Below are 23189 nucleotides of genomic sequence, written 5' to 3' on the forward strand. Positions count from 1 at the left end.
TCCGCCCGACCGTCACTCCGCCGCTTGCGGCGGCGATGTCTCGTCGCCCGCGTCCTGCGCCGCATTCTCAGGGCGCGGCTTGCGGCTGCGCCGGCGGCGCGGCTTTTCCTCGGGCGTCTCGACAAGACCGGTATCCTCGGCCCCGCCGGTGTCGATCACATCCGCTTCGGACGTCGTCTTCTCCCGCTGACGCTCGCGCGGCTGATCCGGCTGGCGCTCGCGTGGCTGATCGGACGGGCGGTCACCGCCGCCCTCGGCCTGCTGGCGGTCGCGTTCGGCCTGGCGTTCGCGGTCACGCTCGGCCTGCTTTTCGCGTTCGGCCTGACGCTGGCGGTCCTGTTCCTCGCGCCGCGCCTCCATCTCGCGCTGCGCCTCGGCCAGCATCCGGGTGTAATGCTCCGCATGCTGGGCGAAGTTTTCCGCATCGACCCGGTCCCCCGACAGCACCGCATCGCGGTGCAGTTGGTTGTACTTGTCGATGATCTGCTGCGGCGTGCCGCGCACCTTGCCCTCGGGGCCCGAACTGTCGAACACCCGGTTGACGATGTTACCCGACGGGCGGTTGTTGTTCCGGTTCTTCCCGCGCGAGCGTGATTTCGAAGATCTCATGTAAAGCTTTCGTCCAGCTAGTCTTTGTCTAGCGCTCCGAACCTCCCCTGCATCGTAAAAGGATGCGGCCCGGGCACATGCTCCATGTCTGGCGACAATCCGGCGGGAGGGCGATTGGGCCCTCGTTCCGACCGATATGTATGACTAAGCGTTTGAAGCGCGCCAAAGCAAGGGGCAATTGCAAAAAATACACCCTAGAGCGGTTTTTCCGCCGGTTTGCGCCCCGAAACGACACGATCGCGGCCATCGAGGTCGGGGGGGATGGCGATATCCGCGAACCCCGCTGCCCGGAAAAGCGCCGAGACCTCAGGCCCTTGCGCCGCCCCGACCTCGACCATCAGGCGGCCACCTGGCGCGAGGCGATCCATCGCGCCCGGCACGATGATCCGGTAGGCGGACAGGCCGTCGCCCCCGTCGGTCAGCGCGACGCGCGGCTCGTGGCGCAGTTCGGGGGCAAGATCGGCCATCTCGGCCTCGGCGATATAGGGCGGATTGGAGACGATCAGGTCGAACGGCCCCTCGATGCCGGCATACCAGTCGCCCTGCCGAAGCTCTGCCCTCTCCCGAAGCTCCAGGCGCGCCCGGTTTTCCGCGGCCACCGACAGCGCATCGCCGGAGGTATCGACGCCGAGGCCCGTCGCCTCCGGCCGCTCGGCCAGCAGCGTCAGCAGGATACAGCCGGATCCGACGCCGAGGTCGAGCACGCGCCTGAAGGGACGCTCCAGCGCGGCGGCGACCAGGATTTCGGTTTCTGGCCGCGGGTCGAGCACCGCATCCGTCACGGTGAAATCCCGCCCGTAGAAGGCCCGCCGGCCGGTCAGGTGCGAGACGGGTATGCGTTTGCACCGCTTGGCGACGAGCGCTTCGAACGCCTCTTCCGCCGCCGGCGTCATCGACTCTGGCAGGACCAGCGTCACACGGTCTGCCGCGATCCCTGTGGCGGCAGCGAAGAGCCGCCGCGCGTCACGTACCGCGTCTTCGACCCCTGCCGCCTTCAGCCGCCGCGCCGCCTGCGCGACCGCGCGGGTGCCGGTCACGCCATCTCTGCCAGCATCCCGGCCTGCGCGTCGGCGATCAGCGCGTCGATGAACTCGTCCAGATCGCCGGCCATGACCTGATCGAGCTTGTAGAGCGTCAGGTTGATCCGGTGATCCGTCACGCGCCCCTGCGGGAAATTGTAGGTGCGGATCCGTTCCGACCGGTCGCCGGATCCGACCTGCCCCTTGCGGGCCTCGGACCGCTCGGCATCGATGCGGCTGCGTTCCATATCATAGAGGCGCGCCCGCAGGACCTGCATCGCGATCTCGCGGTTGCGGTGCTGGGATTTCTCGGACGAGGTCACGACGATCCCGGTCGGGATATGGGTGATCCGCACCGCCGAATCGGTGGTGTTCACATGCTGTCCGCCCGCCCCGGACGACCGCATCGTGTCGATCCTGAGATCGTTCGCGGCGATCTCGATATCGACGTCCTCAGCCTCGGGCAGCACGGCGACCGTCGCTGCTGATGTATGGATCCGCCCGCCGCTTTCCGTCGCGGGGACGCGCTGCACGCGGTGAACGCCGGATTCGTACTTGAGGCGGGCAAACACCCCCTCCCCCGCGATCCGGGCTGTCACCTCTTTGATCCCGCCGAGCTCTGTCGCCTGTTCCTCGATCGTCTCGAATTTCCAGCCCTTCGCCTCGGCATAGCGCTGATACATCCGGACGAGGTCGCCCGCGAATAGTGCCGCCTCTTCGCCGCCGGTGCCGGGACGGATCTCGATGATCGCAGGCCGCCCATCCGCCGCATCTTTCGGCAGGAGCGCGAGACGCAGCCGATGCTCCAGCTCGGGGCGTCGGGCTTTCAGCGCCGGGATCTCCTCCTCGGCCAGATCGCGCATCTCGGGGTCGGCCAGCATCGCCTCGGCCTCGGTCAGATCAGCTTCGAGCTGCCGGTAGGCGGCGATTTCCTCCACCACCGGTTTCAGCTCGGAATATTCCCGCGCGAGCGCAGCGATCTCGTCTCCGCCGGCGCCGCCGGCCATCTTCGCCTCCAGAAACTGGAAACGGTCAAGGATCTGGTCGAGTTTCTCGCGGGGCAGCATCGGACTGATGTCCCCCATCGCCCCAGGGGCGTCAAGCACGGCATTTGGCGGATCGTAGGCAGCGTGCTATTGTCGGGCCATGCGCACCGCTCTTGTCCTCCTCGCGCTCGCCGCGCCCGTGGCTGCCGATGTCAATCACAACGGCAAGACGATCGAGTGCTACTGTACCGATACGGACGGGGCCCGCGTCGATATCGGCGGGGAGACCTGTCTTCGCGTCGATGGCCGGATGTTCATCGGCAGTTGCCAGATGTCGCTGAACGTGCCGATCTGGCGCGACACGGGACGCTCCTGCCTAACCGGCGCGGTAGATGTGCAGTCAAGCCAGGGCTGACCTTCCGCTCATCGCGCCTCACAGCGCTCTTCGCTCAACGAGCGATGACGGCCGCAAGGACGGAAGAGCGGCCCGTCAGATCCCGGCCTCTTCCAGCCACCCTTCGATCCGCGCTTGATTCACGCCCATATCCGACCGCCCGAAGCGCAACCGCCCCTCGACCGTGAGCAAACCGTCCCGGTGAATCGCGGTCGTGTAATCCGGGAACCCCATCACCCGTGATCGCGTGACCCAGGTCACCATTCCGTCTTCGGGCGCGCCCGCAAGGCGTTGCGTCCGCGGCGTCGCCACGGCTACCGCATCAAGGTCGGCCAGAGCCTCCTCGCCTGCCTCGACAACGGCCATAAACGATCCCTCACCGGGATACTCGCCCGGCTCCCGTGTCTCCGGCGCGACGTGCCACACTGCCGGATCGGACGGCGCGAGCCGGATATAGGCCATACCGGCCGCAATCAGCACCAGAACAAGGATCAGGACAAATCGCATCGAGCGCGCTCCCTAGCTGAGGTCTGCCCCTCCCTATCCCGGCCCGTGCCCGCCCGCCAGCGGACATCTCAGCCCTCGGCAGAGCCGCGCTTCACTGCAAGGCGATGGCAATAGAGACACATCAGTTCCATCGCCGCGTGAGCGCCCGCAATCGCTGTTGCTCCGGTCGTGTCATAGGCCGGTGCCACCTCAACCACGTCCCCGCCCACCATGTCGATCCCACGGATATCCTTGAGCAATATATCCGCCTGCGCCGAACTCAGCCCGCCCCAGACCGGCGTCCCCGTCCCCGGCGCGAAGGCAGGATCGAGGCAATCGATGTCGAAGCTCAAATAGACCGGCCCGATGCCCACGATCTCCTTCACCCGGCGGGCCACCGCCGCCGCGCCACGCTCATGCACCTCGCGCGCGGGGATCGTCGTCAGTTGCGGCCCGTCCCGGTTCACCGTGCGGATGCCGACCTGGACCGACCGCTCCCGGTCGATCAGCCCCTCCGCCAGCGCCTTGGTGAACATCGTCCCGTGATCGATCCGCTCCGGATCGGGGTCAGGCCAGAGGTCGCTATGGGCATCGAACTGCAACAGCGCCACCGGCCCGAACCGCGCCGCATGGGCCCGCAGAACCGGCAGCGTCACCGAGTGATCGCCCCCCAAAACCAGCGCCCCCGCACCGGCCTCGAGGATCCCCGCCACATGCGCCTCGATCCGCCCCGGCACATCGGCGACCCGGGCATAATCGAAGGCCATATCCCCATAATCCACGACGTCGAAATCGCTCAGCGGATCGACGTCCCATCCATAGGGCGGATCGCAGGGCTGCAGGGTCGAGGCCTCGCGGATCGCCCGCGGCCCGAAGCGCGCGCCGGGCCGGTTCGTCACCGCCTGATCGAACGGCACCCCCGTCACCGCAAGATCGACGCCCGTCAGATCCTTCGTATAGGCCCGCCGCATAAAGGACAGCACACCGCCGAACGCGTTCTCATAGGCCAGCCCGCGGCGCTCGCCCGCCAGCGCGCGATCCACATCGGTTTCCGCATCCTTCAGCGCCATCTGGTCCTCCCGCTCGGCCCCTGCTATCGGGCCGAGAGAACCCCATCGGCAAAGGGTCCGCAATGTCCGACGATCCCCTGATCCACGATCCTGCGGGTGGCCTGCCTCGCCTCGTCCGCATCATGGAGCGTCTGCGCGACCCCCAGACGGGATGCCCCTGGGACGTCGAACAGACCTTCGACACCATCGCCCCCTACTCGATCGAAGAAGCCTACGAAGTCGCCGACGCGATCGAACGCCGTGATTGGGACGATCTGAAGGGAGAGCTTGGGGACCTTCTCCTGCAGGTCGTCTATCATTCCCAGATGGCGGCCGAGGATGGGCTTTTCGACATGCAGGACGTGATCCAGGCCGTCTCCGACAAGATGGTCGCGCGCCACCCCCATGTCTTCGGCGATGAAAACCGCGAGAAATCGGCGGAGCAGCAGAAGGCGGATTGGGAAACCGTCAAGGCGACCGAACGGGCGGGGAAGGCGCAGACCGGCGTTCTGGACGACGTCGCGCTGTCGCTGCCCGCACTGCTCCGCGCGTTGAAGCTGCAAAAGCGCGCCGCCCGCGTCGGCTTCGACTGGACCGAGATCGATCAGGTCCTCGCAAAGCTCACTGAGGAGGCAGGCGAACTTGCCGAAGCACGGGAAACCCTGAACCAGGAAGAGATCGAGGCTGAATACGGCGACCTCCTCTTCGTGATGGTCAATCTGGGCCGCCACCTGAAACTGGATCCCGAGGCCGCCCTGCGCGCCGCCAACGCCAAATTCGTCCGCCGCTTCCGCCATATCGAGGCGGCGCTGGCGACCGAAGGCAAGACTCCGGACGGAGCGACGCTGGACGAGATGGACGCCCTCTGGAATGCCGCAAAGGCGGCAGAGTAGCTGGCGCTTCGGTCTCGTCCACCCAGCTTCGCAGATCGACCGAAGCCTTCGCCCCCCCTCGCGACAGGTCAACGATAGTCCGGCTGGACCACGATGGGTTCGGGCGGTCCATCGACCCGGACGGTCGGCGCGCCGGGCGCGTTCCATCGGAAAAGCGTCACGTGCCATAGCCCGGGACGACGCCGGGATGGATCGATCAGCCCGACAGCTCCCGACGCTCTGACGATGTCAGCAGCGGTCCATGAGGGCGGATCTTCACCGCGTTCCAGAGGCGTGCGCCAGGGCTGGCGCGCCAATTCGTACAGATCGGCCGATTTTTCTTGCCGAAGGTCCACTACTTTGCACGTCTCGACATGGTACCGGATCAGCAGGCGAGATGTTTCCCCCTCCACGACATTCCCGCCGATCGCCACGGACGCGCTTTCCGCATCGGGGCTGAGATAAAGCGCATCCTCTCCAAGACGATTGAAGCGGGCCGGTGGACGTTGGGGAAGACCTTTCCGTAAGGCCATCCCCTGCGCGCCGTCCCGCTCGATCCGGACGAAGAGGCCGCCGATCTCAACCAAAGCCAATTCAGTCGCATCCATCTGCAAAACTCTCGCGCTGACCAAACCGTTATGCCGCTTAAATCGATACTGGCGCGTGGCCTAGGCCCCGTTGTCTAGCGCATGACCCTATCCGGTCGACGCCCGCAACGGCCGCCCACGCAATAGTGGACTTCAGCCCCGAGACACCAATTATCGCAGGGCTGAAAAGCCTTGCGGGGCTAGTCGTCGGAACGGTCGTATATATCGAAATCAATTTTCAGACCTCGAACGGCGAGCCTTTCCAAGGTCTCGTTCGATAGGCTGATACCTTCATTGCCTTCCTTCATGAACAAACCACAGAATATGTCCGCCCGGTACCGCGCGGTGATGTCTCGCCAGACATCCATGTCCTCGGTAAGCTGATCCAAAATCTCAGAAATCTGAGCGTCAAAGTCACCAGGTTCACGCCGCTCAGCTTGTAGTCGCCAACCGCCACTTCGGGCAATTCTCCTCTGCCCAGTCACTTTGGCAACAATCTCTTCGCCTTTCCGCTCGGATTTTGTTGGTGGACACCCGAGCAATCCGGTGAGTTGATCGGGGTCCAGATCATCACCAAAGAACCGAAGGGACGCGCGTGACTCGCTCAATACAGCCATGAGTTGCCTTCTCGAAAAGCTTCATCGTTAGGTGGCTATATTGGGACATCCGAAGCTTGTCAGCCTTGAGCCGCCCGCCCCCTCAGAAACAATCACGCTGAAAATCACCCATCAAACAAGTGTTGCGTGCCGCCGCACCGTGCGCTCCGTTAATCACGCGAATTTCGGCCTCCCCCCTCCGACGTAATGCCGACGTGATGCCGACCGGATGCCGCACCTCCACAAAATCAGGGTTAACGCGCGAAAATAGCCGATTCGTGCAGGTGTCGCCCGGCCCCCGTCTCAGCCCACCGAGCGGTCCCTCAATCCGATCTTAACGCCTGGGTCTACGCCAGCAGACGTCGTGCAATCACCTGCGCCTGGATCTCTGCGTGCCGCAGAGGCGGGCCGTCCACTGGACGCCCCGCGATATCGTCAGGCCAACAGCCGCCGTGCGATCACCTGCGCCTGGATTTCGGCGGCCCCTTCGAAGATGTTCAGGATCCGCGCGTCGCAGAGGATGCGGCTGATCTTGTATTCCAGCGCGAAACCGTTCCCGCCATGGATCTGCAACCCGTTATCCGCCGCCGCCCAGGCAACCCGGGCACCCAACAGCTTGGCCATCCCGGCCTCGAGGTCACAGCGCCGCCCCTCGTCCTTCTCGCGGGCCGAAAAGTAGGTCAGCTGCCGGGCGATCATGATCTCGACCGCCATCATCGCAATCTTGCCCGCGACACGCGGGAAGGCGGCCAGCGGTTTGCCGAATTGCTTGCGGTCTTCAGCATATTGCATCGCCACATCCAGCGCCGATTGCGCCACGCCGATCGCGCGGGCCGCGGTCTGGATGCGGGCGGATTCGAAGGTTTCCATCAACTGCTTGAAACCCTTGCCGGTTTCTCCGCCCAGAAGGTTCTCGCCGTCCACGTGGAAGCCGTCGAAGGACAGCTCGTATTCCTTCATCCCGCGGTAGCCCAGCACCTCGATCTCGCCGCCGGTCATGCCGTCGGTCGGGAACGGGTTCTCGTCGGTGCCGGGTTCTTTCTCGGCCAGGAACATCGACAGGCCCCTGTAGTCGGTCGTGTCCGGCTCCGTCCTGGCCAGCAGCGTCATCATATGGGTTCGCGCGGCGTGAGTGATCCAGGTCTTACTCCCGGTTACCGTCCAATCGTCCCCGTCCCGCACGGCGCGGGTGCGGAGCGAGCCCAGATCGGACCCGGTATTCGGCTCGGTAAACACCGCCGTCGGCAGGGTTTCGGCGCTGGCGAGACGCGGCAGCCATTTCCGCTTCTGCTCTTCGGTGCCGCCGCAGAGAATCAGCTCCGCCGCAATCTCGCTGCGGGTGCCCAAGCTGCCGACCCCGATATACCCCCGCGACAGCTCCTCCGAGACGACGCACATCGACGCTTTCGACAGGCCGAAGCCACCATATTCCTCGGGAATCGTCAGGCCGAAGACCCCCAACTCCGCCATCTCCTCGATGATTTCCATCGGGATCAGTTCGTCTTTGAGGTGCCAGTCATGGGCGTGCGGCTCGACCTTCTCGACCGCGAATCGGCGGAACTGCTCACGGATCATCTCAAGCTCGTCGTCGAGGCCCGAGCGGCCCACTGTGATCTCGGCGGACTGCTCCTGCATCAATGAAAACAAGCGCATACGGGCGGCCTGGCTGTTGCCAGTCTGGCTGAGTTCCATCACCGCGGGGACCATCATCGCCCGCTGGTCATCCTGCGACAGGCCGAGGTCCTGCGGGCGAACGATCTCTCCCTGGCTCATCGGGATGCCGCCATAGATCTGCCAGAGGTATTCGCCGAACGCGATCTGGTGGATCAGCTGCTCGAGTTCGCCGAACTTGCCGTCCCCATCCAGCCGTTCGGCCCATAGCTGCATCTGCCGCAGCGATTCGACATAGGTCGCGAGCCAAGCAAGCCCGTGCGCCGCCGTCTGATGCTCCTCCAGCAACGCGCCGGAGACCCGCCCGCCCTCGGTCACCTGCTCTTTCACGCGCGATTTCGCGGTGTTTAGAAGGCTTTCAGCGGCTGCGACGGCGGCACCCGTCAGGCCGAGAAGACCGGGCAGGCGGGGGTCGTCGGCGAGGGTCTGATCCTGGGCGTCACGAGGCATCACGCTCTCCTTTATCTCGGTTGGCATCGTCTAACCCCTTCGCAGATGCAGCGCAATATTCATTCATGTGGAACTCACTTGGCGCACAAAAATGTCGCACTGGATTTTCCGCTGTGCACCTTTGAAAGATAGGCTAGAGCGCTTTGCGATGGAAACCTTGTTGCCCCCGGCGGTCGGTCTCGCCGCCTTTCTTCTCGCGATGCTGGTCACGGGGCTGGGCGGGTTCGTGAAGGGGGCGGTGGGTTTTGCCATGCCGCTGGTCATGGTTTCGGGTATGGGAATCTTCCTCGATCCGGCCACCGTCGTGGCTGGAATCGTCCTGCCCATTGTCATCTCGAACGCGTTGCAGGTCGCGCGGGCGGGCGTGGGCGAGGCGCTGAGCGCGGCGCGGGAATTCGCGATCTATATCGGCATCGTTTGCGTGACGATCCTGATTTCGGCCCAGTTCCTGACGCGCATCCCGCCGAACGCGATGTTCCTGGTGCTAGGTATACCGGTGGTGATCCTGTGTACGATCCAACTGCTGGGCCTGCGGATCGTCATCCCACCGCACCGCCGTAAGCCGTTTTCGATCCTTGCGGGGCTGATTTCCGGAACGCTGGGTGGATTGGCCGGGACCTGGGGACCGCCGACGGTGCTTTACCTGCTGGCGGTGGAGACGCCAAAGGCGCGGCAGATGGTCGTGCAGGGGGTGATCTACGGGCTGGGGTCGGTCGCACTGTTGGCCGGACACCTGCAATCTGGAGTTCTGAACAGGGAAACGGCGCCGTTTTCTGCCGCGCTCGTCATTCCGGCCCTTCTGGGCATGTGGGTGGGATTCAAGGTGCAGGACCGGCTGGATCAGGAGAGGTTCCGCCGGGTGACGCTGTTCGTCCTTACCGTTGCCGGGCTGAACCTGATCCGTCGCGGGCTTTTCGGATAGCGGATCAGCCCGCGACGGCGTCGAGCGCGGCGGTGAATTCCTCGATCAGCAGGTCGGGATCCTCGATCCCGACCGAGACGCGGAAGAAGCCTTCGGTGATCCCGAGCGCCTCACGGCCCCCGGGCGTCAGGGCCCGGTGGGAGGAGCTGGCGGGGTGGGAGAGCGTCGTCGCCACGTCGCCGAGGGTTGGCGCGAAGGCGATCTGCGGCGCGGCTTTCGTCAACGCGTTGGCCTCTGCCCGGCCGCCTTTCAGGACGAAACTGACCATGTTGCCCCCCTGCCCGCCGAAGAGCGGGGCCACGCTGGCATGGTCGGGATGGTCGGCGCGGCCGGGATAAAGCACGTGTGCGACGGCGGGATGCGCGGCCAGCGCGTCGGCAAGCCGCGCGGCGTTGGACTGCGCGCGGTCGAAGCGGAGTTCGAAGGAATGCAAGCCACGCTCGGCGAGCCAGCAGTCGAACGGGCTGGGCGTGAGGCCGAGGGTGATGGCGGTGACGGCGATCTGGGCGCGCAATTCGGGATCGCGGGTCGCGACATAGCCGAGCGTGACGTCGGAGTGGCCGGCAAGAAGCTTAGTGACGGAGTGGATAACGATATCTGCGCCATGATCAAACGGCTTGAGCGCGCGGGGCGTCGTGAAGGTGTTGTCGACGACAAGAAGCGCGCCCGCTTCTTTCGCGATTTCGGCAATCGCATCGAGATCGGCGATGCGGAGCGTGGGGTTCGAGACGGCCTCGATCAGGATGAGCCGCGTCTCTGGCCGGATCGCCGCTTTCATGGCGGCGGCGTCGGTCGGGTCGGCAAGGCTAGTCGCGATGCCGAGGCGGGGCAGTTCCTCGGCCATCATCCGCAGGCAACGGCCGTAGAGCTGGTTGCCGCCGAGAACGTGATCCCCCGCCTTGAGAAGGCCCATCATGACGGCGGTCACGGCGGCCATGCCGGACCCGGTGATCAGCCCGCCTTCGGCCCCTTCCAGCATGTCGATCTTGGCTGCGAGGACATCGGCATTTGGATGCCCCTCGCGCGCGTAGGTATAGCCGGAGGCCTGCCCTTCATATTGTGCGTCGAGCGCGTCGGGCGTCTCGGACCGGTAGACGACCGAAGGCATCAGCGGCGTGACGACGGGCGTGGAGGAAGAGGCCGGAACAGGTGTCCGGCGGACGATGGAGGTCGGTTTTTTCATTCGATGACAGTCAGTTGGTCGCGGAAGAGGCGCATCCGCTCCTGATAATGGATGGCCGACGCCTTGAGCATGGCAATGGCCTGGTCGTCGAGGCTGCGCGCGATCTTGCCGGGGGCGCCGAGGACGAGCGATCCATCGGGGATCTCCTTGCCCTCCGTCACCAGCGCGCCCGCGCCGATCAGGCAATCCCGGCCGATGCGTGCGCCGTTCAGCACCGTCGCGCCCATGCCGATCAGGCTGTTCTCGCCGATGACACAGCCGTGGAGCATCGCCTTGTGGCCGATCGTGCAGCCCGCGCCGAGGATGACGGGAAAGCCCATATCGGTATGGATGACCGTGTTTTCCTGGATATTCGTCCCCTGCCCCACGGTGATCGGTTCGTTGTCGCCGCGCAGGGTGGCGCCGAACCAGATCGAGGCCGCGTCTTCCACGATCACGTCGCCGATGACATTGGCGTCCGGCGCGATCCAGGTGTCGTCTGCGATGCGCGGGCGGCGATCGCCGAGGGCGTAGAGCGTCATGTCCCCTCCTCCTCTTCGAATTCGGTTTGCAGTTTGCGGACGTGATCGACCAGATCGGGCTGCTGGCTGCGGCGCAGGCGTTCGGCGCTGACGATCGTCTTCAGCCGGTCTTCGGTCGCGTCGAGATCGTCGTTGATCAGCACGTAATCGTAGCCGTCCCAATGGCTGATCTCGTCCCAGCTTTTCTGCATCCGCTTGTCAATCACGTCGGTGCTGTCCTGGCCGCGTTCGATCAACCGGCGGTGCAGTTCCGAGATCGACGGCGGGAGGACGAAAATCGACAGGACATGGTCGCGCAACGCGGAATTCTTGATCTGCTGGGCGCCCTGCCAGTCGATATCGAAGAGGATGTCGCACCCCTGGCCGATGGCCGCCTCGACCGGGGCGCGGGGGGAGCCGTAGAAATTGCCGAAGACGTGGGCGTGTTCGAGCATCCCACCATCGGCCACGAGTTTCTTGAACGCGGCCTCGGTCGTGAAGTGATAGTCGGCGCCGTCGACCTCGCCGTCCCGCGGCGAACGGGTCGTGGCCGAGACCGAGAAGGCGATAGTCGGATCCCAGGCGCGCAGGCGGCTGCTGAGCGTGGATTTTCCGGCGCCGGATGGTGAGGACAGGACAATCAGAAGACCACGGCGGGGCATAGGCTATTCCACATTCTGGATCTGTTCGCGGATCTGTTCGATCAGCGCCTTGAGGTCGAGCCCGGCCTGGGTCAGCGCGATGCTGTTCGCTTTGGAGCAGAGCGTGTTGGCCTCGCGATTGAACTCCTGCATCAGGAAGTCAAGCTTTCGGCCCGCCGGTCCATCACCGTTCAGGAGCGTGCGGGCTGCGGTGACATGGGCGTCGAGGCGGTCGAGCTCTTCGGTCACATCCCCTTTGATAGCAAGCAGCGCGGCCTCTTGAGCGAGGCGATCTGGGTCGATCTGATCCGTCGACCCGAGGATGCGATCGAGGGCAGTGCGGAGAGCCTCGGTGCCCGTTTCGGCCTGATCACGCGCAATCGTGCGGGCTGTTGCGGTGCGGGTCTCAAGATCATCGATCTGGGCAACGGCAATGCTGTGGAGCGCGGCCCCTTCGCGGGCGCGCATCTCGCGGAAATCGGCGAGAGCGGCATCAAAATCTGCGAGGATTGCGGCGGTATCCTTGTCGTCAAGGCCAGCCGTTTCGGCACCCGGCAAACCGCGGGCCGTAAGAATATCGAGGGCCGAGGGCGGCGCGAGGGTGAGACCGGCCTCTGTCGCCTGCTGACTGACCTTGCTGAGTGTCTCGAAGAGCGGCGCCAGATTCGCCGGGGTGCCGTCTCCGGCGGTTTGCGGGCGGGTCAGGCGAAGGCCCGCGGTGATGCTACCACGGGCCAAAGTCTGCGAGATACGGCGGCGCACCGGTTGATCCAGCGCCTCGGCTCCATCGGGCAGGCGCAGGCGAATGTCGAGGCCACGGGCATTCACCCCACGCAGATCCCACTGCCAGGCGAACCGGGTGTTTTCGCCCCTTGCCGTCGCGTAGGCGGTCATCGACTGGATCACCGGTGTCTCCTCCCCGTTTGCGGCGGAAGTACGGGAAGGCGCAGGCGCAGTGCAACCCCCTGAAAGATTAACCACTTGTCGCGAAAACAAGAGAAATTTGAATCAAAGCGGCGCATATTAAGAAAGAGGTAACGATTTTGACCCAACCCTAGGACCCAGCCAGGTCGTGGGGGTCGGGTCCCCGGAAAACGCTTCGGCGACGAGGGACGAGATATGGACAATACGACTTCCGCCACGACTGCCGTCGTGGCCCTGGACAGCTATCGGAAAGCGCAACGGCTGCAGGCCCTTCACCGGATCGAGACTTATTGGCACCGCCTGCGCGGGGGGTGTGGCATTCCGCGACGGAGCGACGTGGATCCGCGAGACATGCGCGGCGTGCTCGATCACACCTTCATTCTGGAACGGATCGCGCCAGGCGTGGCGCGGGTGCGGATTGCGGGCCAGCACATCAAGGCCCTGACCGGGCAAGAGGCGCGCGGCTTGCCACTATCGGTGCTGTTCGAGGTCCCGGCGCGCGATGCCTTGGCGAGGCAGCTCGAGCGGGTCTTTTCAGACCCGGCCATCGTTTGCCTTCCCATCGTTGCAGACGGGCCCACTGGCCCGGTCAAGGCAGAAATGCTGATGCTGCCCCTTATGAGTGAGCAGGGCCGCGTCAGCCGCGCTCTGGGCGGGATCAGTACGTTCAGCGAAATCAGACAGGCCTCGCGCCGCCTAACGCTGGCCCGGGGCGAGGTGCGGGTCGACCGGATCGATACAGAACGGCAACTCGACCACCTGGTGGCCAGCTTTGCCGAGGACCCGGCGCCGTTCGCCCATCGGACACCGTCCGCGCCGGAGCGCCCTGCCCTGCATCTGGTGCAGGACAGCGCGCGGAGTTAGATCACGACGTCGCTGCCAGTGCCACGCGATTGCTGCGCGCCGCCGACAACTGTTCAGCAACAAGGAAAGCCAGTTCAAGCGCCTGAGACGCGTTCAGCCGCGGATCGCAGGCAGTGTGATACCGGTCCGACAGATCCTCATCGCTGACCGCGCGGACGCCGCCGGTGCATTCGGTCACGTCCTGGCCCGTCATCTCGAAATGGACACCTGCAGGAATGGAGTCTTCGGCGTTATGGATCGCGAAGAACTCCTGCACCTCACGCAACACGCTTTCGAATGGCCGGGTCTTATAGCCCGAGGCGGACTTGATCGTGTTGCCGTGCATCGGGTCGCAGGACCAGACGACCTCTGCCCCTTCCTCACGCACGGCGCGGATCAGGCGTGGCAAGTGGTCCCCCACTGATCCCGCCCCGAAGCGGGCAATGAGTGTCAGCCGCCCGGGCTCGTTCGCGGGGTTGAGCGTGGCCATCAGCCGCTTGAGATCGTCGACCTCGAGCGACGGGCCGCATTTCAGCCCGATCGGATTCGTCACGCCCCGGCAGAAGGCGACATGCGCCCCGTCCGGCTGGCGCGTGCGGTCGCCGATCCAGATCATGTGGCCCGCGCCTGCGATCCACTGGCCGGAGGTTGAATCGACCCGCGTCAGCGCCTCTTCGTATTCCAGCAGCAGAGCTTCGTGCGAGGTGTAGAACTCAACGGTGGAAAGCTCGTGATTGTTGTCCGCCGTCAGCCCGGCAGAGGTCATGAAGTCGAGCGTGTCCTGGATGCGGGCGGCCATGTCCCGGTACTTCTCGGCCTCTTCCTGGTCGGTGAAGCCAAGCGTCCAGGAATGAACCCGGTGAACATCGGCGAAACCGCCCGTCGAAAAGGCGCGCAACAGGTTCAGCGAAGCAGCAGCCTGGGTATAGGCGCGCAGCATCCGCTCTGGGTCCGGGATGCGAGAGGTTTCCGTGAAGTCCAGGTCGTTGATGATGTCACCGCGGTAGCTGGGCAGTTCCACGCCATCCTTCACCTCGGTCGGCGCCGAGCGGGGCTTGGCGAACTGGCCCGCCATGCGGCCGACCTTTACCACGGGCACCTTGGCGCCATAGGTCAGCACCATTGCCATCTGCAGCATCACCTTGAACGTGTCGCGGATGCGGTCGGCCGAGAACTCTGCGAAGCTTTCGGCGCAGTCGCCACCCTGTAGCAGAAACGCCTCCCCCCGGGCCGCTGCCGCAAGCCGCTTGCGCAGGGTGCGCGCCTCACCCGCAAAGACGAGAGGCGGATAGGTCGACAGCCGCGCCTCGACGGCATTCAGCGCGCCGGCATCGGTGTAATCGGGCATCTGAACCCGGGGCTTCTTGCGCCAGTCGGTCTTTTGCCACTCGGCCATGTCTCTTTCCCCATCGTCCCAACGATCATTCGGGCACCCCGTATAGACGGGGGTTTCGGATAATCCAACGCACAAAAAGGCGTGCCGGACGGCCTGCGCCCCCTTGTGGAGCGCGATAAAAGAGGGTCAGGCTAAACCGCATCAATTCCAGGACGGTGTGATGGACGACGCGAACGAAGCAACGGTGGTGGACTTGGTGCCCGACACCAAGCCGCGCCGCTTTGTTTTCGTGCTGCTCGACAGTTTCACTCTTCTGTGTTTCGCGAGCGCCGTGGAAAGCCTGCGGATCGCGAACCGTATGGCGGGCGGACCGGTCTACGAGTGGATCGTGGCGTCCGAGGATGGCGCGCCGGTACGCTGTTCCGCCGGGACGATCTTCCAACCCGACACCGAACTGACCGATCTGGGCCGCGACGATACGATCATGATCTGCGGCGGGATCGACGTGCAGGCGGCGACGACAAAGCGGGTGCTGAACTGGCTTCGGCGCGAGGCGCGGCGGGGGGCGGTGATCGGCGGGCTCTGCACGGCGGGCTATACGCTGGCCAAGGCCGGGCTTCTCGACGGCAAGAAGGCCACGATCCATTGGGAGAACCAGGATAGCTTCAGCGAGGAATTCGAGGAGGTCGAACTGACCAAGTCGATCTTCGTGGTCGACGGCAACCGGATCACGACGGCGGGCGGCACGGCGTCGATCGACCTGATGCTCAAGCTGATCGCTGATGACCATGGGGAAGGGCTGGCCAATGCGGTGGCCGATCAACTGATCTATTCGTCGATCCGCACCGATCAGGACACCCAGCGGCTGTCGATCCCGACGCGGATCGGCGTGCGGCACCCCAAGCTGAGCACCGTCATCCAGATGATGGAGGGCAATATCGAAGAACCGATGAGCCCCTCGATCCTCGCTTCAAAGGTCGGGATGTCGACCCGCCAGTTGGAGCGGCTGTTCCGCCGCTACCTGAACCGCAGCCCCAAGCGGTATTACATGGAGTTGCGGCTGCAGAAGGCGCGCAACCTGCTGATGCAGACGGATATGAGCGTGATCAACGTCGCACTCGCCTGCGGCTTTGCCTCGCCGTCGCATTTCTCGAAATGCTACCGGGCGCAATATGACGTGACGCCCTACCGCGAGCGTGGGGCGCAGGCGGCGCGCCTGTCGATCTGACGGTCAAAATCCTTCCATCGCGCGCTGGAGCTGTTCGCTGACATTCAGGGTGAAGACGGCGACGCCGTCCTCGCGCGCATGGTACTGAAGAAAAACAAAGAGGTAGCGCGCGCCGCTGTAGTAGCCGATCAACTCGCGGGTGAAGCCGCCTTCGAACTCTTCCCGACGCAGAACTGAGCTGCCCGTCAGGCCTTCCGGCAGTGCCTGGCGGAAGAGCTGCTCCGCCTGGGCAAGCTGGGCCTCGTTGACCGCGTTGTTGGGCAGGATTTCAGCGTAGGCCGCTTGAAGGTTGAGGCTGGTCATGTGCCCATCGAGCGCCGTACGCAAGGCGTCATAATCGGTGAAAAGCGGGGCTTCCGCCTCCTGCGCCGCCAGCTTGAACGGGGCGGCCAAGGCCAGGATCAGGACGAGTATTCGGATGGTCATTGCGGTCTCCTGCATCATTCGCGCCGTCCTACCAGCTTTTGACTTTGCGTTGGCGCTTTTCTTTTACAGCGCTGCTGCTTAGGCTCCGGCGCCAATAAGACCAGTAAAACAGGGAGACTACGCATGAAACGGACATTGCTGGCCAGTGTGGCCGCCGTTTTTGCCACGGGCGCGGCCCAGGCCGAGGACATCCAGTTGGGTATCCTTCTGGGCTATACCGGCCCAATCGAATCGTTGGCCGGTCATATGGCCGACGGGGCGGAAGCTGCGATCGCCGAGGTCAACGAGGCGGGTGGCATCCTCGACGGACAGACCGTTGCGGGCGAGCGTGCCGATACGGGCTGCATCGACAACGCGCTGGCGACCTCCAACGCCGAACGTCTGATCGCGGAAGGCGTGGCTGGCATCATCGGCGGCGACTGCTCGGGTGTGACGGGCGCGATCCTGCAGAACGTGGCGATCCCCAATGGGATGGTGATGATCTCGCCCTCGGCGACGTCACCAGCCCTGACGACGGTCGAGGACAATGACCTCTTCTTCCGCACGGCGCCGTCGGATGCGCGTGAGGGTCAGGTGATGACCGAAGTTCTGATGGACCGCGGATTTAACAGCGTGGCGCTGACCTACACCAATAACGATTACGGCCAGGGTCTGGCCGATGCGTTCCAGACGGCATTTGAAGCAGCTGGTGGTGAAGTGACCATCTCTGCCGCGCACGAGGATGGCCGCGCCGACTACTCGGCCGAGGTCGGAGCGCTGTCTGCCGCAGGGGGCGATATCCTTGTTGTTGCAGGATATTTGGACCAGGGCGGCCTTGGGATCATCCGTGCCGCGCTCGATACCGGGGCCTATGATCAGTTCGTTCTGCCCGGCGGCATGGTGGGCGAGAGCATCACGGAGAATGTGGGGGCGGACCTCAACGGATCCTTCGGGCAGATTGCGGGCTCTGAGGGCCGCGGGCCGGATACGATGACCGAGATCGGCGAGGCCGGCGGCTTCGAAGGCACGTCGCCCTACACGCCCGAAAGCTACGATGCGGCTGCGCTTTTCATGCTCGCCATGGAAGCGGCGGGGTCGACCGATCCGGCGGAATACGGGCCGGAGATCCTGAACATCGCAAACGCGCCGGGCGAGGAGATCTATCCGGGCGAGCTGGCTAAGGCCTTGGAATTGATCAGAAATGGCGAAGACATCGATTATGTCGGTGGGTCCGCTGTCGAGCTGATCGGGCCGGGGGAAAGCGCCGGGACCTATCGCGAGGTCGAGGTCATCGACGAGGCGTTCGAGACGGTTCGCGTTCGCTGATCAGGGCTGATACGAGACGAGAGCAGCCCGGAGAAATCCGGGCTGTTTCCCTATGACAAGGGCGGTTTTGCAGGCATGATCCGGGTCGAGAATATCGTGAAGAGCTTCGGCGGTTTCCGGGCCGTCGATGGCGCGACGCTGGAGATTGCGGAAGGCTCCATCACCGGTTTGATCGGCCCGAACGGCGCCGGAAAAACCACTCTTTTCAACGTGATCGCGGGCAATCTTAAGTCAGATTCCGGCCAGGTTCTGATGGGGGGCGAGGACATCACCGGCCTGCCGCCGCATGAGCTGTTTCACAAGGGCGTTTTGCGGACGTTTCAGATTGCCCATGAGTTCTTTTCGATGAGTGTCCGCGAGAACCTGATGATGGTGCCTGCCGGGCAGTCGGGAGAGAGGCTTTGGAAGACCTGGCTGAACCGCCGCCAGATCGCCGCGGAAGAGCGGAAGTTGGCCCGGAAAGCGGATGAAGTTCTTGAATTTCTTACGATTTCTCATTTGGCGGAGGAGAAGGCCGGGAACCTGTCGGGCGGGCAGAAGAAGCTGCTGGAGCTGGGCCGGACGATGATGGTCGATGCCAAGATCGTCTTTCTGGACGAGGTCGGCGCCGGCGTGAACCGGACGCTTCTGGGCACGATCGGGGATGCAATCGTGCGGCTAAATACCGAAAGAGGCTACACTTTTTGCCTGATCGAGCACGATATGGATTTCATCGCCCGTCTCTGCGACCCGGTGATTGTCATGGCCGAGGGGCATGTCCTGGCCGAGGGCAAGGCGGACGAGATCATGCAGAACGAGGATGTCATCGAGGCCTATCTGGGGACCGGGCTGAAGAACAAGAAAGCGGCGACAGGATGAGAAATGGCGGGGCGGCATCCTGTCGGCTTTCGGTCGGCTTTTCGTCGGACATGTTTTCGGGCGGTTTTTCGCAAGCCTTTGATTTTGTTGAGGCGAAGTTTCCCGGAATCGAAAAGCCATCAGTGACGGCTTATGGATCGGGCAATCCATCGGTCACGACTTATGGGTCTTGCCCATGACCTCGGCCACCGAGATCCAGGCCACGGACGGCGCCGCGCCGATCAAGGAGCCAATGCTGATCGGCGAGAGCATGACGGGCGGCTATGGCTCGGGCGCCGATATCCTCCACGGCTGCACGATCGCGGTCGACCCCGGCGAGATTGCGGTGATCGTCGGCCCCAACGGCGCGGGCAAGTCGACGGCGATGAAGGCCGTCTTCGGGATGCTGAACCTGCGTGAGGGGTCGGTGCGGCTGAAGGGGGCGGACATCACGGCGCTGTCCCCGCCAGACCGGGTGGCCAAGGGCATGGCCTTCGTGCCGCAGACCTGCAACATCTTCACCTCGATGAGCGTGGAGGAAAACCTCGAGATGGGGGCGTTCCTGCGGCGCGACGATACCCGACGGACGATGGAGCAGGTCTATGAGCTGTTTCCGATTCTGCGCGAAAAGCGGCGGCAGGCGGCGGGCGAGCTGTCGGGCGGGCAACGCCAGCAGGTCGCCGTGGGCCGCGCGCTGATGACGGAGCCGACGGTTCTGATGCTGGACGAGCCGACGGCCGGCGTGTCGCCGATTGTCATGGACGAATTGTTCGACCGGATTATCGAGGTGGCACGGACCGGCATCTCGATTCTGATGGTCGAGCAGAATGCCCGCCAGGCGCTGGAGATCGCGGACAAGGGATATGTGCTTGTGCAGGGACGGAACGCCTTTACCGGCACCGGGCAGGAGCTGTTGGCGGATGACGAGGTCAGACGGAGCTTTCTTGGTGGGTGAGCGAGCCTCCCGGAAATCGTCCAGTGGACGATTTCGCTCGCGGACGGGCGGAGCCCCGGGGTTTGGGACTACGTGTCTAACTGAGAATGGGGGACAGATTGCCCACCCTACACCTTTACGGCACAATCTGGCACGGACGCTCCGGGAGAGGTCCCGGATCAAGCCCGGGACGGCTGAATTGAGTGCCGAGGGGATCGCCCGACCTGGAGGGCGTCGCAACGGTTCTGCTTTGTCCGCCATCTCCAAGAGCCCAAGCATTCTGCTGATTGAGACTTCGCAAAATCGCCCTCCGGGGGGAGGTCGGGCGATGCCCGGCGTTTCCGCCGGGCGGGGCGTGTGGGCGGCGTTGCGCCAAGTCTTCGGCGGATGGGGAGTACCGGTGCTTATGGCGTGCTTTGCCGCCCCTGCCCTCGCCCATGAGAACCTCGCCGATCACATCGCTGGCGGAGCGCTGCGCTGCACCTTCGTCATGGAATGCTATGAGACCGAAGCCTGCGCGGAGGCCGATTGGCAGGCCTATGTCCTGATGTCCGGACGCGGGATGAACACGGCGCGGCTGGTGATGCCCGATCAGACGGTGCGCGCGGGGGCGACGCGGCGGGACGATGGCTCGGCCACGGTTGCGGGTGAAGGGGATGGCGGGATCTATCTGCTGACGCTGGCGGAGAACGGCGCTGCGCGGTTGGCGCTGCATCTGACGGAGGGGCCGCAGATGGTGAATTACATGGGATTTTGCGAGGCATTGGAGTGACGGACTTTCTCAACGCCCTTGTGGTCTTGGCGAACTTCGTCGTCATCCCGGCGACGGCCTATGGGGCGCAACTGGCGCTCGGCGCGCTTGGGGTGACGCTGATCTACGGGATCCTGCGGTTTTCGAACTTCGCGCATGGGGACACCATGGCCTTCGGGGCGATGATCACGATCCTGGGGACGTGGGGGCTGCAGGCGGCGGGGGTGACGGCGGGGCCGTTGCCGACGGCTCTGATCGCGTTACCGCTGGGGATCTTGGCGACGGCGGGGTTGCTCTTGTTGACCGATCGGTGGGTCTACCGGTTTCACCGCAAGGTGGGCTCGCCGCCGACGATGTTCGTGATCGTGTCGCTGGGCGTGACCTTCGTGATGAACGCGCTGGTGCGATTCATCATCGGGGTGGACGACCAGCGGTTCGCGGACGGGGAGCGGTTCATCATCCGCGCCCGCGAGTTCCGCGACGCGACGGGGCTGAGCGAGGGCTTGGCGATCAAGACGACGCAGGTCCTGACGCTGGTCGTGGCGGCGATCTGCGTGGCCCTGCTGTTCTGGTTCCTGAACCGGACGCGGACGGGCAAGTCGATGCGGGCCTACTCGGACAACGAGGATCTGGCGCTGCTGTCCGGCATCAATCCCGAGCGGGTGGTGCTGGTGACCTGGCTGATCGTGGCGGCTTTGGCGACGACGGCGGGGGTGCTTTACGGCCTCGACAAGTCGTTCAAACCGTTCACCTATTTCCAGCTGCTGCTTCCGATCTTTGCCGCCGCCATCGTGGGCGGGCTGGGCAATCCGGTGGGGGCGATCCTGGGCGGCTTCGTCATCGCCTTCGCCGAGGTCACGATCACCTATCCGCTGAAGAAGGTGCTGGGGTACTTGATGCCGGAGAGCCTGGAGCCCGACGGCCTCGTCCAGCTGCTGTCGACGGATTACAAGTTCGCGGTGAGCTTCGTGATCCTGATCGTGGTGCTGCTGATCAAGCCGACCGGTCTGATGAAAGGGCAATCGGCATGACCACGCGGGATGGGGCTCTGTTCCTGCTAGTGGCGGTCCTGTTGGCCGGGACCGGGATCCTGCAGGGCTGGAACACGGCGCTGACGATCCTGAACATGGGGTTGGTCTCGGCGATCATGGCGCTGGGCGTGAACCTGCAATGGGGAATTGCGGGGCTCTTCAATATCGGCGTGATGGGGTTCGTGGCCCTGGGCGGTCTGGCGGCCGTGCTGGTCGCGATGCCACCGACGACAGAGGCCTGGGCGGCCGGCGGGCGGCAGGTGCTGATCGGGCTTGCGCTCGGGGCCGCGACGATCGTGGCGGCGGTTCTGGCCTGGAACCGGTTGCCGCGACGCTGGCACCTTTGGGGCACGGTGGGCGTCGTCGTCGCGGGCTTCGTGATCTACCGCCAGGTGATGCCCGGCGGCATGGCGGCGGTCGAGGCGGTGAACCCCGCCGGGACAGGCTATCTGGGCGGGCTGGGCCTGCCGGTGATCCTCGCCTGGCCCGCGGGCGGTCTGCTGGCCGCGGGGGCGGCCTGGATCATCGGCAAGACGGCCCTGGGCCTGCGGGCGGATTACCTGGCGATCGCCACGCTGGGGATCGCCGAGATCATCATCGCCGTCCTGAAGAACGAGGATTGGCTGAGCCGCGGCGTCAAGAACGTGATCGGCATCCCGCGGCCCGTGCCCTACGAGATCGACCTGCAGGCGGATCCGGCCTTCGTCGCCCGGGCCGAGGGGCTGGGGCTCGACCCGGTGGTGGCCTCCTCGCTCTGGGTGAAGATCGCCTATACGGGGCTTTTCGCGGTGGTTCTGATCGCGCTACTCTGGCTGGCCCAGGCCGCGCTGAACGCGCCCTGGGGCCGGATGATGCGGGCGATCCGCGACAACGAGGTCGCGGCCGAGGCGATGGGCAAGGACGTGAAGGGCCGGCACCTGCAGATCTTCATCCTGGGCTCGGCGGTCTGCGGGCTGGCCGGCGCGATGATGACGACGCTCGACGGGCAGCTGACGCCGGGGACCTACCAGCCGCTGCGCTTCACCTTCCTGATCTGGGTGATGGTGATCGTCGGCGGGTCGGGGAACAATTTCGGCGCCGTTCTGGGCGGGTTCCTGATCTGGTGGCTCTGGGTCGAGGTGGAGCCGATCGGCGCGTGGCTGCTGAGCGCGATCTCGGCGCCGCTGCCCGACGGATCCTTGCTGCAGGAGCGTCTGCTCGCCGGGGCGCCGCATATGCGGTACCTGACGATGGGGCTGATCCTGATCCTGGTGCTGCGGTTCGCGCCGCGCGGGCTGATCCCGGAGCGTTGACTGGATCGGCTGTTGGTAAGAGTTGAGACCTGAGGAGCCTTCGGCGAGAGTATTTGGGGCAAGATGAGGATCACTCACCTTGCCCCGGAGAATCAGGACCTTGCCCAATCCTCACCTTGCACGGTCATCGGCTCTCCAGCCTGTACCGCGCCTACAGCATGGCGCGGTAACCTTAATCATTGGTGAATGATCCTCATCTTGCCAAAAATACTCACTTTCCGGAGTTTTATGTTTGGGCGGGGCTGACTTGAGGGCGCTGCCGGTTGGGCTTGGCGGCAAAAATGATGTGCGGCGAAGCCGCTCCGCTTAGTGACAGC

General features: G+C 64.6%; 25 protein-coding genes. 11 read left to right on the top strand and 14 right to left on the bottom strand.

Going from position 1 to position 23189, the window contains the following annotated elements; translation table 11 throughout:
* Positions 1-12 precede the first annotated feature (12 nt).
* The 3 genes from AADZ90_RS10270 to prfA form a co-directional block, all read right to left on the bottom strand.
* The gene (locus AADZ90_RS10270) at positions 13-609 is read right to left on the bottom strand and encodes a DUF4167 domain-containing protein (RefSeq protein ID WP_367309904.1); all 597 of its coding nucleotides are present in this window, start codon (positions 607-609) and stop codon (positions 13-15) included.
* Positions 610-803: 194 nt separating this feature from the next.
* Positions 804-1646 (bottom strand): peptide chain release factor N(5)-glutamine methyltransferase, encoded by an 843-nt coding sequence (gene prmC, locus AADZ90_RS10275; RefSeq protein WP_367309905.1) that lies wholly within the window; start codon positions 1644-1646, stop codon positions 804-806.
* Entirely contained in the window at positions 1643-2695 is a 1053-nt protein-coding gene (prfA, locus tag AADZ90_RS10280; RefSeq protein ID WP_367310218.1) for a peptide chain release factor 1, read from the bottom strand. The genes prmC and prfA overlap by 4 nt, the downstream gene beginning before the upstream one ends.
* 79 nt (positions 2696-2774) lie before the next feature.
* Here prfA and AADZ90_RS10285 point away from each other — a divergent pair, with 79 nt between their 5' ends.
* A complete protein-coding gene (locus AADZ90_RS10285; RefSeq protein ID WP_367309906.1) occupies positions 2775-3029 on the top strand; it encodes a hypothetical protein in 255 nt (84 codons plus the stop codon).
* A 75-nt stretch (positions 3030-3104) separates the two neighbouring features.
* Here the strand turns inward: AADZ90_RS10285 and AADZ90_RS10290 are convergent, their stop codons facing one another.
* Together AADZ90_RS10290 and speB are read right to left on the bottom strand one after the other, a co-directional pair.
* Entirely contained in the window at positions 3105-3515 is a 411-nt protein-coding gene (locus tag AADZ90_RS10290; protein ID WP_367309907.1) for a DUF1499 domain-containing protein, read from the bottom strand.
* Positions 3516-3583: 68 nt separating this feature from the next.
* Positions 3584-4564, bottom strand: coding sequence for an agmatinase (gene speB / locus AADZ90_RS10295; RefSeq protein WP_367309908.1), 981 nt, complete (start codon positions 4562-4564; stop codon positions 3584-3586).
* 62 nt (positions 4565-4626) lie between these two features.
* Between speB and mazG the strand changes: the two genes are divergently transcribed.
* On the top strand, positions 4627-5436 hold the full coding sequence (gene mazG, locus AADZ90_RS10300) for a nucleoside triphosphate pyrophosphohydrolase (RefSeq protein ID WP_367309909.1): 810 nt from the start codon (positions 4627-4629) through the stop codon (positions 5434-5436).
* Between the two features lie 68 nt (positions 5437-5504).
* Here mazG and AADZ90_RS10305 read toward each other — a convergent pair whose 3' ends face one another.
* The 3 genes from AADZ90_RS10305 to AADZ90_RS10315 form a co-directional block, all read right to left on the bottom strand.
* Positions 5505-6023, bottom strand: coding sequence for an RES family NAD+ phosphorylase (locus tag AADZ90_RS10305; RefSeq protein ID WP_367309910.1), 519 nt, complete (start codon positions 6021-6023; stop codon positions 5505-5507).
* Between the two features lie 179 nt (positions 6024-6202).
* Complete coding sequence (locus AADZ90_RS10310; RefSeq protein ID WP_367309911.1) at positions 6203-6619, bottom strand: DUF4279 domain-containing protein; 417 nt, start codon at positions 6617-6619, stop codon at positions 6203-6205.
* Positions 6620-7033: 414 nt separating this feature from the next.
* Positions 7034-8719: an acyl-CoA dehydrogenase family protein gene (locus tag AADZ90_RS10315; RefSeq protein WP_367309912.1), complete on the bottom strand. Its 1686-nt coding sequence runs from the start codon at positions 8717-8719 to the stop codon at positions 7034-7036.
* Positions 8720-8867: 148 nt separating this feature from the next.
* Here AADZ90_RS10315 and AADZ90_RS10320 point away from each other — a divergent pair, with 148 nt between their 5' ends.
* Positions 8868-9641 (top strand): sulfite exporter TauE/SafE family protein, encoded by a 774-nt coding sequence (locus AADZ90_RS10320; RefSeq protein ID WP_367309913.1) that lies wholly within the window; start codon positions 8868-8870, stop codon positions 9639-9641.
* Between the two features lie 4 nt (positions 9642-9645).
* On the opposite strand, the gene AADZ90_RS10325 is transcribed toward AADZ90_RS10320, so the two are convergent.
* Genes AADZ90_RS10325 through AADZ90_RS10340 form a run of 4 tightly spaced genes read right to left on the bottom strand, consistent with a single transcriptional unit; the run spans position 9646 to position 12871 of the window.
* Positions 9646-10824 (bottom strand): trans-sulfuration enzyme family protein, encoded by a 1179-nt coding sequence (locus tag AADZ90_RS10325; RefSeq protein ID WP_367309914.1) that lies wholly within the window; start codon positions 10822-10824, stop codon positions 9646-9648.
* Positions 10821-11345 carry a gamma carbonic anhydrase family protein gene (locus AADZ90_RS10330; RefSeq protein ID WP_367309915.1) on the bottom strand — a complete coding sequence of 175 codons (525 nt, stop codon included), beginning with the start codon at positions 11343-11345 and terminating at the stop codon, positions 10821-10823. The genes AADZ90_RS10325 and AADZ90_RS10330 overlap by 4 nt, the downstream gene beginning before the upstream one ends.
* Positions 11342-11986 carry a guanylate kinase gene (gmk, locus tag AADZ90_RS10335; RefSeq protein ID WP_367309916.1) on the bottom strand — a complete coding sequence of 215 codons (645 nt, stop codon included), beginning with the start codon at positions 11984-11986 and terminating at the stop codon, positions 11342-11344. The genes AADZ90_RS10330 and gmk overlap by 4 nt, the downstream gene beginning before the upstream one ends.
* A gap of 3 nt (positions 11987-11989) precedes the next feature.
* Positions 11990-12871 carry a YicC/YloC family endoribonuclease gene (locus AADZ90_RS10340; protein WP_367309917.1) on the bottom strand — a complete coding sequence of 294 codons (882 nt, stop codon included), beginning with the start codon at positions 12869-12871 and terminating at the stop codon, positions 11990-11992.
* A gap of 213 nt (positions 12872-13084) precedes the next feature.
* Between AADZ90_RS10340 and AADZ90_RS10345 the strand changes: the two genes are divergently transcribed.
* Positions 13085-13753, top strand: a complete 669-nt coding sequence (locus tag AADZ90_RS10345; protein WP_367309918.1) for a PAS domain-containing protein — start codon at positions 13085-13087, stop codon at positions 13751-13753.
* 1 nt (position 13754) lies between these two features.
* Here the strand turns inward: AADZ90_RS10345 and AADZ90_RS10350 are convergent, their stop codons facing one another.
* A complete protein-coding gene (locus tag AADZ90_RS10350) occupies positions 13755-15128 on the bottom strand; it encodes a class II 3-deoxy-7-phosphoheptulonate synthase (protein ID WP_367309919.1) in 1374 nt (457 codons plus the stop codon).
* A 160-nt stretch (positions 15129-15288) separates the two neighbouring features.
* Between AADZ90_RS10350 and AADZ90_RS10355 the strand changes: the two genes are divergently transcribed.
* On the top strand, positions 15289-16296 hold the full coding sequence (locus AADZ90_RS10355) for a GlxA family transcriptional regulator (RefSeq protein WP_367309920.1): 1008 nt from the start codon (positions 15289-15291) through the stop codon (positions 16294-16296).
* Between the two features lie 3 nt (positions 16297-16299).
* Here AADZ90_RS10355 and AADZ90_RS10360 read toward each other — a convergent pair whose 3' ends face one another.
* Positions 16300-16722, bottom strand: a complete 423-nt coding sequence (locus AADZ90_RS10360) for a hypothetical protein (protein WP_367309921.1) — start codon at positions 16720-16722, stop codon at positions 16300-16302.
* A 123-nt stretch (positions 16723-16845) separates the two neighbouring features.
* On the opposite strand from AADZ90_RS10360, the gene AADZ90_RS10365 reads away from it, so the two are divergent.
* From AADZ90_RS10365 to AADZ90_RS10390, 6 genes are all read left to right on the top strand, one after another.
* Entirely contained in the window at positions 16846-18027 is a 1182-nt protein-coding gene (locus AADZ90_RS10365) for an ABC transporter substrate-binding protein (protein ID WP_367309922.1), read from the top strand.
* Between the two features lie 75 nt (positions 18028-18102).
* Positions 18103-18885, top strand: a complete 783-nt coding sequence (locus AADZ90_RS10370) for an ABC transporter ATP-binding protein (RefSeq protein WP_367309923.1) — start codon at positions 18103-18105, stop codon at positions 18883-18885.
* A gap of 175 nt (positions 18886-19060) precedes the next feature.
* Positions 19061-19819, top strand: coding sequence for an ABC transporter ATP-binding protein (locus AADZ90_RS10375; protein WP_367309924.1), 759 nt, complete (start codon positions 19061-19063; stop codon positions 19817-19819).
* A 307-nt stretch (positions 19820-20126) separates the two neighbouring features.
* Entirely contained in the window at positions 20127-20570 is a 444-nt protein-coding gene (locus tag AADZ90_RS10380; protein ID WP_367309925.1) for a hypothetical protein, read from the top strand.
* Positions 20567-21580 carry a branched-chain amino acid ABC transporter permease gene (locus tag AADZ90_RS10385; protein WP_367309926.1) on the top strand — a complete coding sequence of 338 codons (1014 nt, stop codon included), beginning with the start codon at positions 20567-20569 and terminating at the stop codon, positions 21578-21580. The genes AADZ90_RS10380 and AADZ90_RS10385 overlap by 4 nt, the downstream gene beginning before the upstream one ends.
* Positions 21577-22872, top strand: a complete 1296-nt coding sequence (locus AADZ90_RS10390; protein ID WP_367309927.1) for a branched-chain amino acid ABC transporter permease — start codon at positions 21577-21579, stop codon at positions 22870-22872. The genes AADZ90_RS10385 and AADZ90_RS10390 overlap by 4 nt, the downstream gene beginning before the upstream one ends.
* Positions 22873-23189 lie beyond the last annotated feature (317 nt).

This window comes from Aestuariibius violaceus, from assembly GCF_040779325.2.
Classification (GTDB): Bacteria; Pseudomonadota; Alphaproteobacteria; order Rhodobacterales; family Rhodobacteraceae; genus Aestuariibius; species Aestuariibius violaceus.

Coding starts and splice junctions, on each gene's coding strand:
- AADZ90_RS10285 (WP_367309906.1), top strand. CDS start 2,775: ATGCGCACCGCTCTTGTCCTCCTCGCGCTCGCCGCGCCCGTGGCTGCC.
- AADZ90_RS10320 (WP_367309913.1), top strand. CDS start 8,868: ATGGAAACCTTGTTGCCCCCGGCGGTCGGTCTCGCCGCCTTTCTTCTC.
- mazG (WP_367309909.1), top strand. CDS start 4,627: ATGTCCGACGATCCCCTGATCCACGATCCTGCGGGTGGCCTGCCTCGC.
- AADZ90_RS10315 (WP_367309912.1), bottom strand. CDS start 8,719: ATGCCTCGTGACGCCCAGGATCAGACCCTCGCCGACGACCCCCGCCTG.
- AADZ90_RS10350 (WP_367309919.1), bottom strand. CDS start 15,128: ATGGCCGAGTGGCAAAAGACCGACTGGCGCAAGAAGCCCCGGGTTCAG.
- AADZ90_RS10375 (WP_367309924.1), top strand. CDS start 19,061: ATGACCTCGGCCACCGAGATCCAGGCCACGGACGGCGCCGCGCCGATC.
- gmk (WP_367309916.1), bottom strand. CDS start 11,986: ATGCCCCGCCGTGGTCTTCTGATTGTCCTGTCCTCACCATCCGGCGCC.
- AADZ90_RS10345 (WP_367309918.1), top strand. CDS start 13,085: ATGGACAATACGACTTCCGCCACGACTGCCGTCGTGGCCCTGGACAGC.
- AADZ90_RS10305 (WP_367309910.1), bottom strand. CDS start 6,023: ATGGATGCGACTGAATTGGCTTTGGTTGAGATCGGCGGCCTCTTCGTC.
- AADZ90_RS10390 (WP_367309927.1), top strand. CDS start 21,577: ATGACCACGCGGGATGGGGCTCTGTTCCTGCTAGTGGCGGTCCTGTTG.
- AADZ90_RS10355 (WP_367309920.1), top strand. CDS start 15,289: ATGGACGACGCGAACGAAGCAACGGTGGTGGACTTGGTGCCCGACACC.
- AADZ90_RS10365 (WP_367309922.1), top strand. CDS start 16,846: ATGAAACGGACATTGCTGGCCAGTGTGGCCGCCGTTTTTGCCACGGGC.
- AADZ90_RS10270 (WP_367309904.1), bottom strand. CDS start 609: ATGAGATCTTCGAAATCACGCTCGCGCGGGAAGAACCGGAACAACAAC.
- prfA (WP_367310218.1), bottom strand. CDS start 2,695: ATGCTGCCCCGCGAGAAACTCGACCAGATCCTTGACCGTTTCCAGTTT.
- speB (WP_367309908.1), bottom strand. CDS start 4,564: ATGGCGCTGAAGGATGCGGAAACCGATGTGGATCGCGCGCTGGCGGGC.
- AADZ90_RS10370 (WP_367309923.1), top strand. CDS start 18,103: ATGATCCGGGTCGAGAATATCGTGAAGAGCTTCGGCGGTTTCCGGGCC.
- AADZ90_RS10325 (WP_367309914.1), bottom strand. CDS start 10,824: ATGAAAAAACCGACCTCCATCGTCCGCCGGACACCTGTTCCGGCCTCT.
- AADZ90_RS10380 (WP_367309925.1), top strand. CDS start 20,127: ATGCCCGGCGTTTCCGCCGGGCGGGGCGTGTGGGCGGCGTTGCGCCAA.
- AADZ90_RS10290 (WP_367309907.1), bottom strand. CDS start 3,515: ATGCGATTTGTCCTGATCCTTGTTCTGGTGCTGATTGCGGCCGGTATG.
- AADZ90_RS10310 (WP_367309911.1), bottom strand. CDS start 6,619: ATGGCTGTATTGAGCGAGTCACGCGCGTCCCTTCGGTTCTTTGGTGAT.
- AADZ90_RS10330 (WP_367309915.1), bottom strand. CDS start 11,345: ATGACGCTCTACGCCCTCGGCGATCGCCGCCCGCGCATCGCAGACGAC.
- AADZ90_RS10360 (WP_367309921.1), bottom strand. CDS start 16,722: ATGACCATCCGAATACTCGTCCTGATCCTGGCCTTGGCCGCCCCGTTC.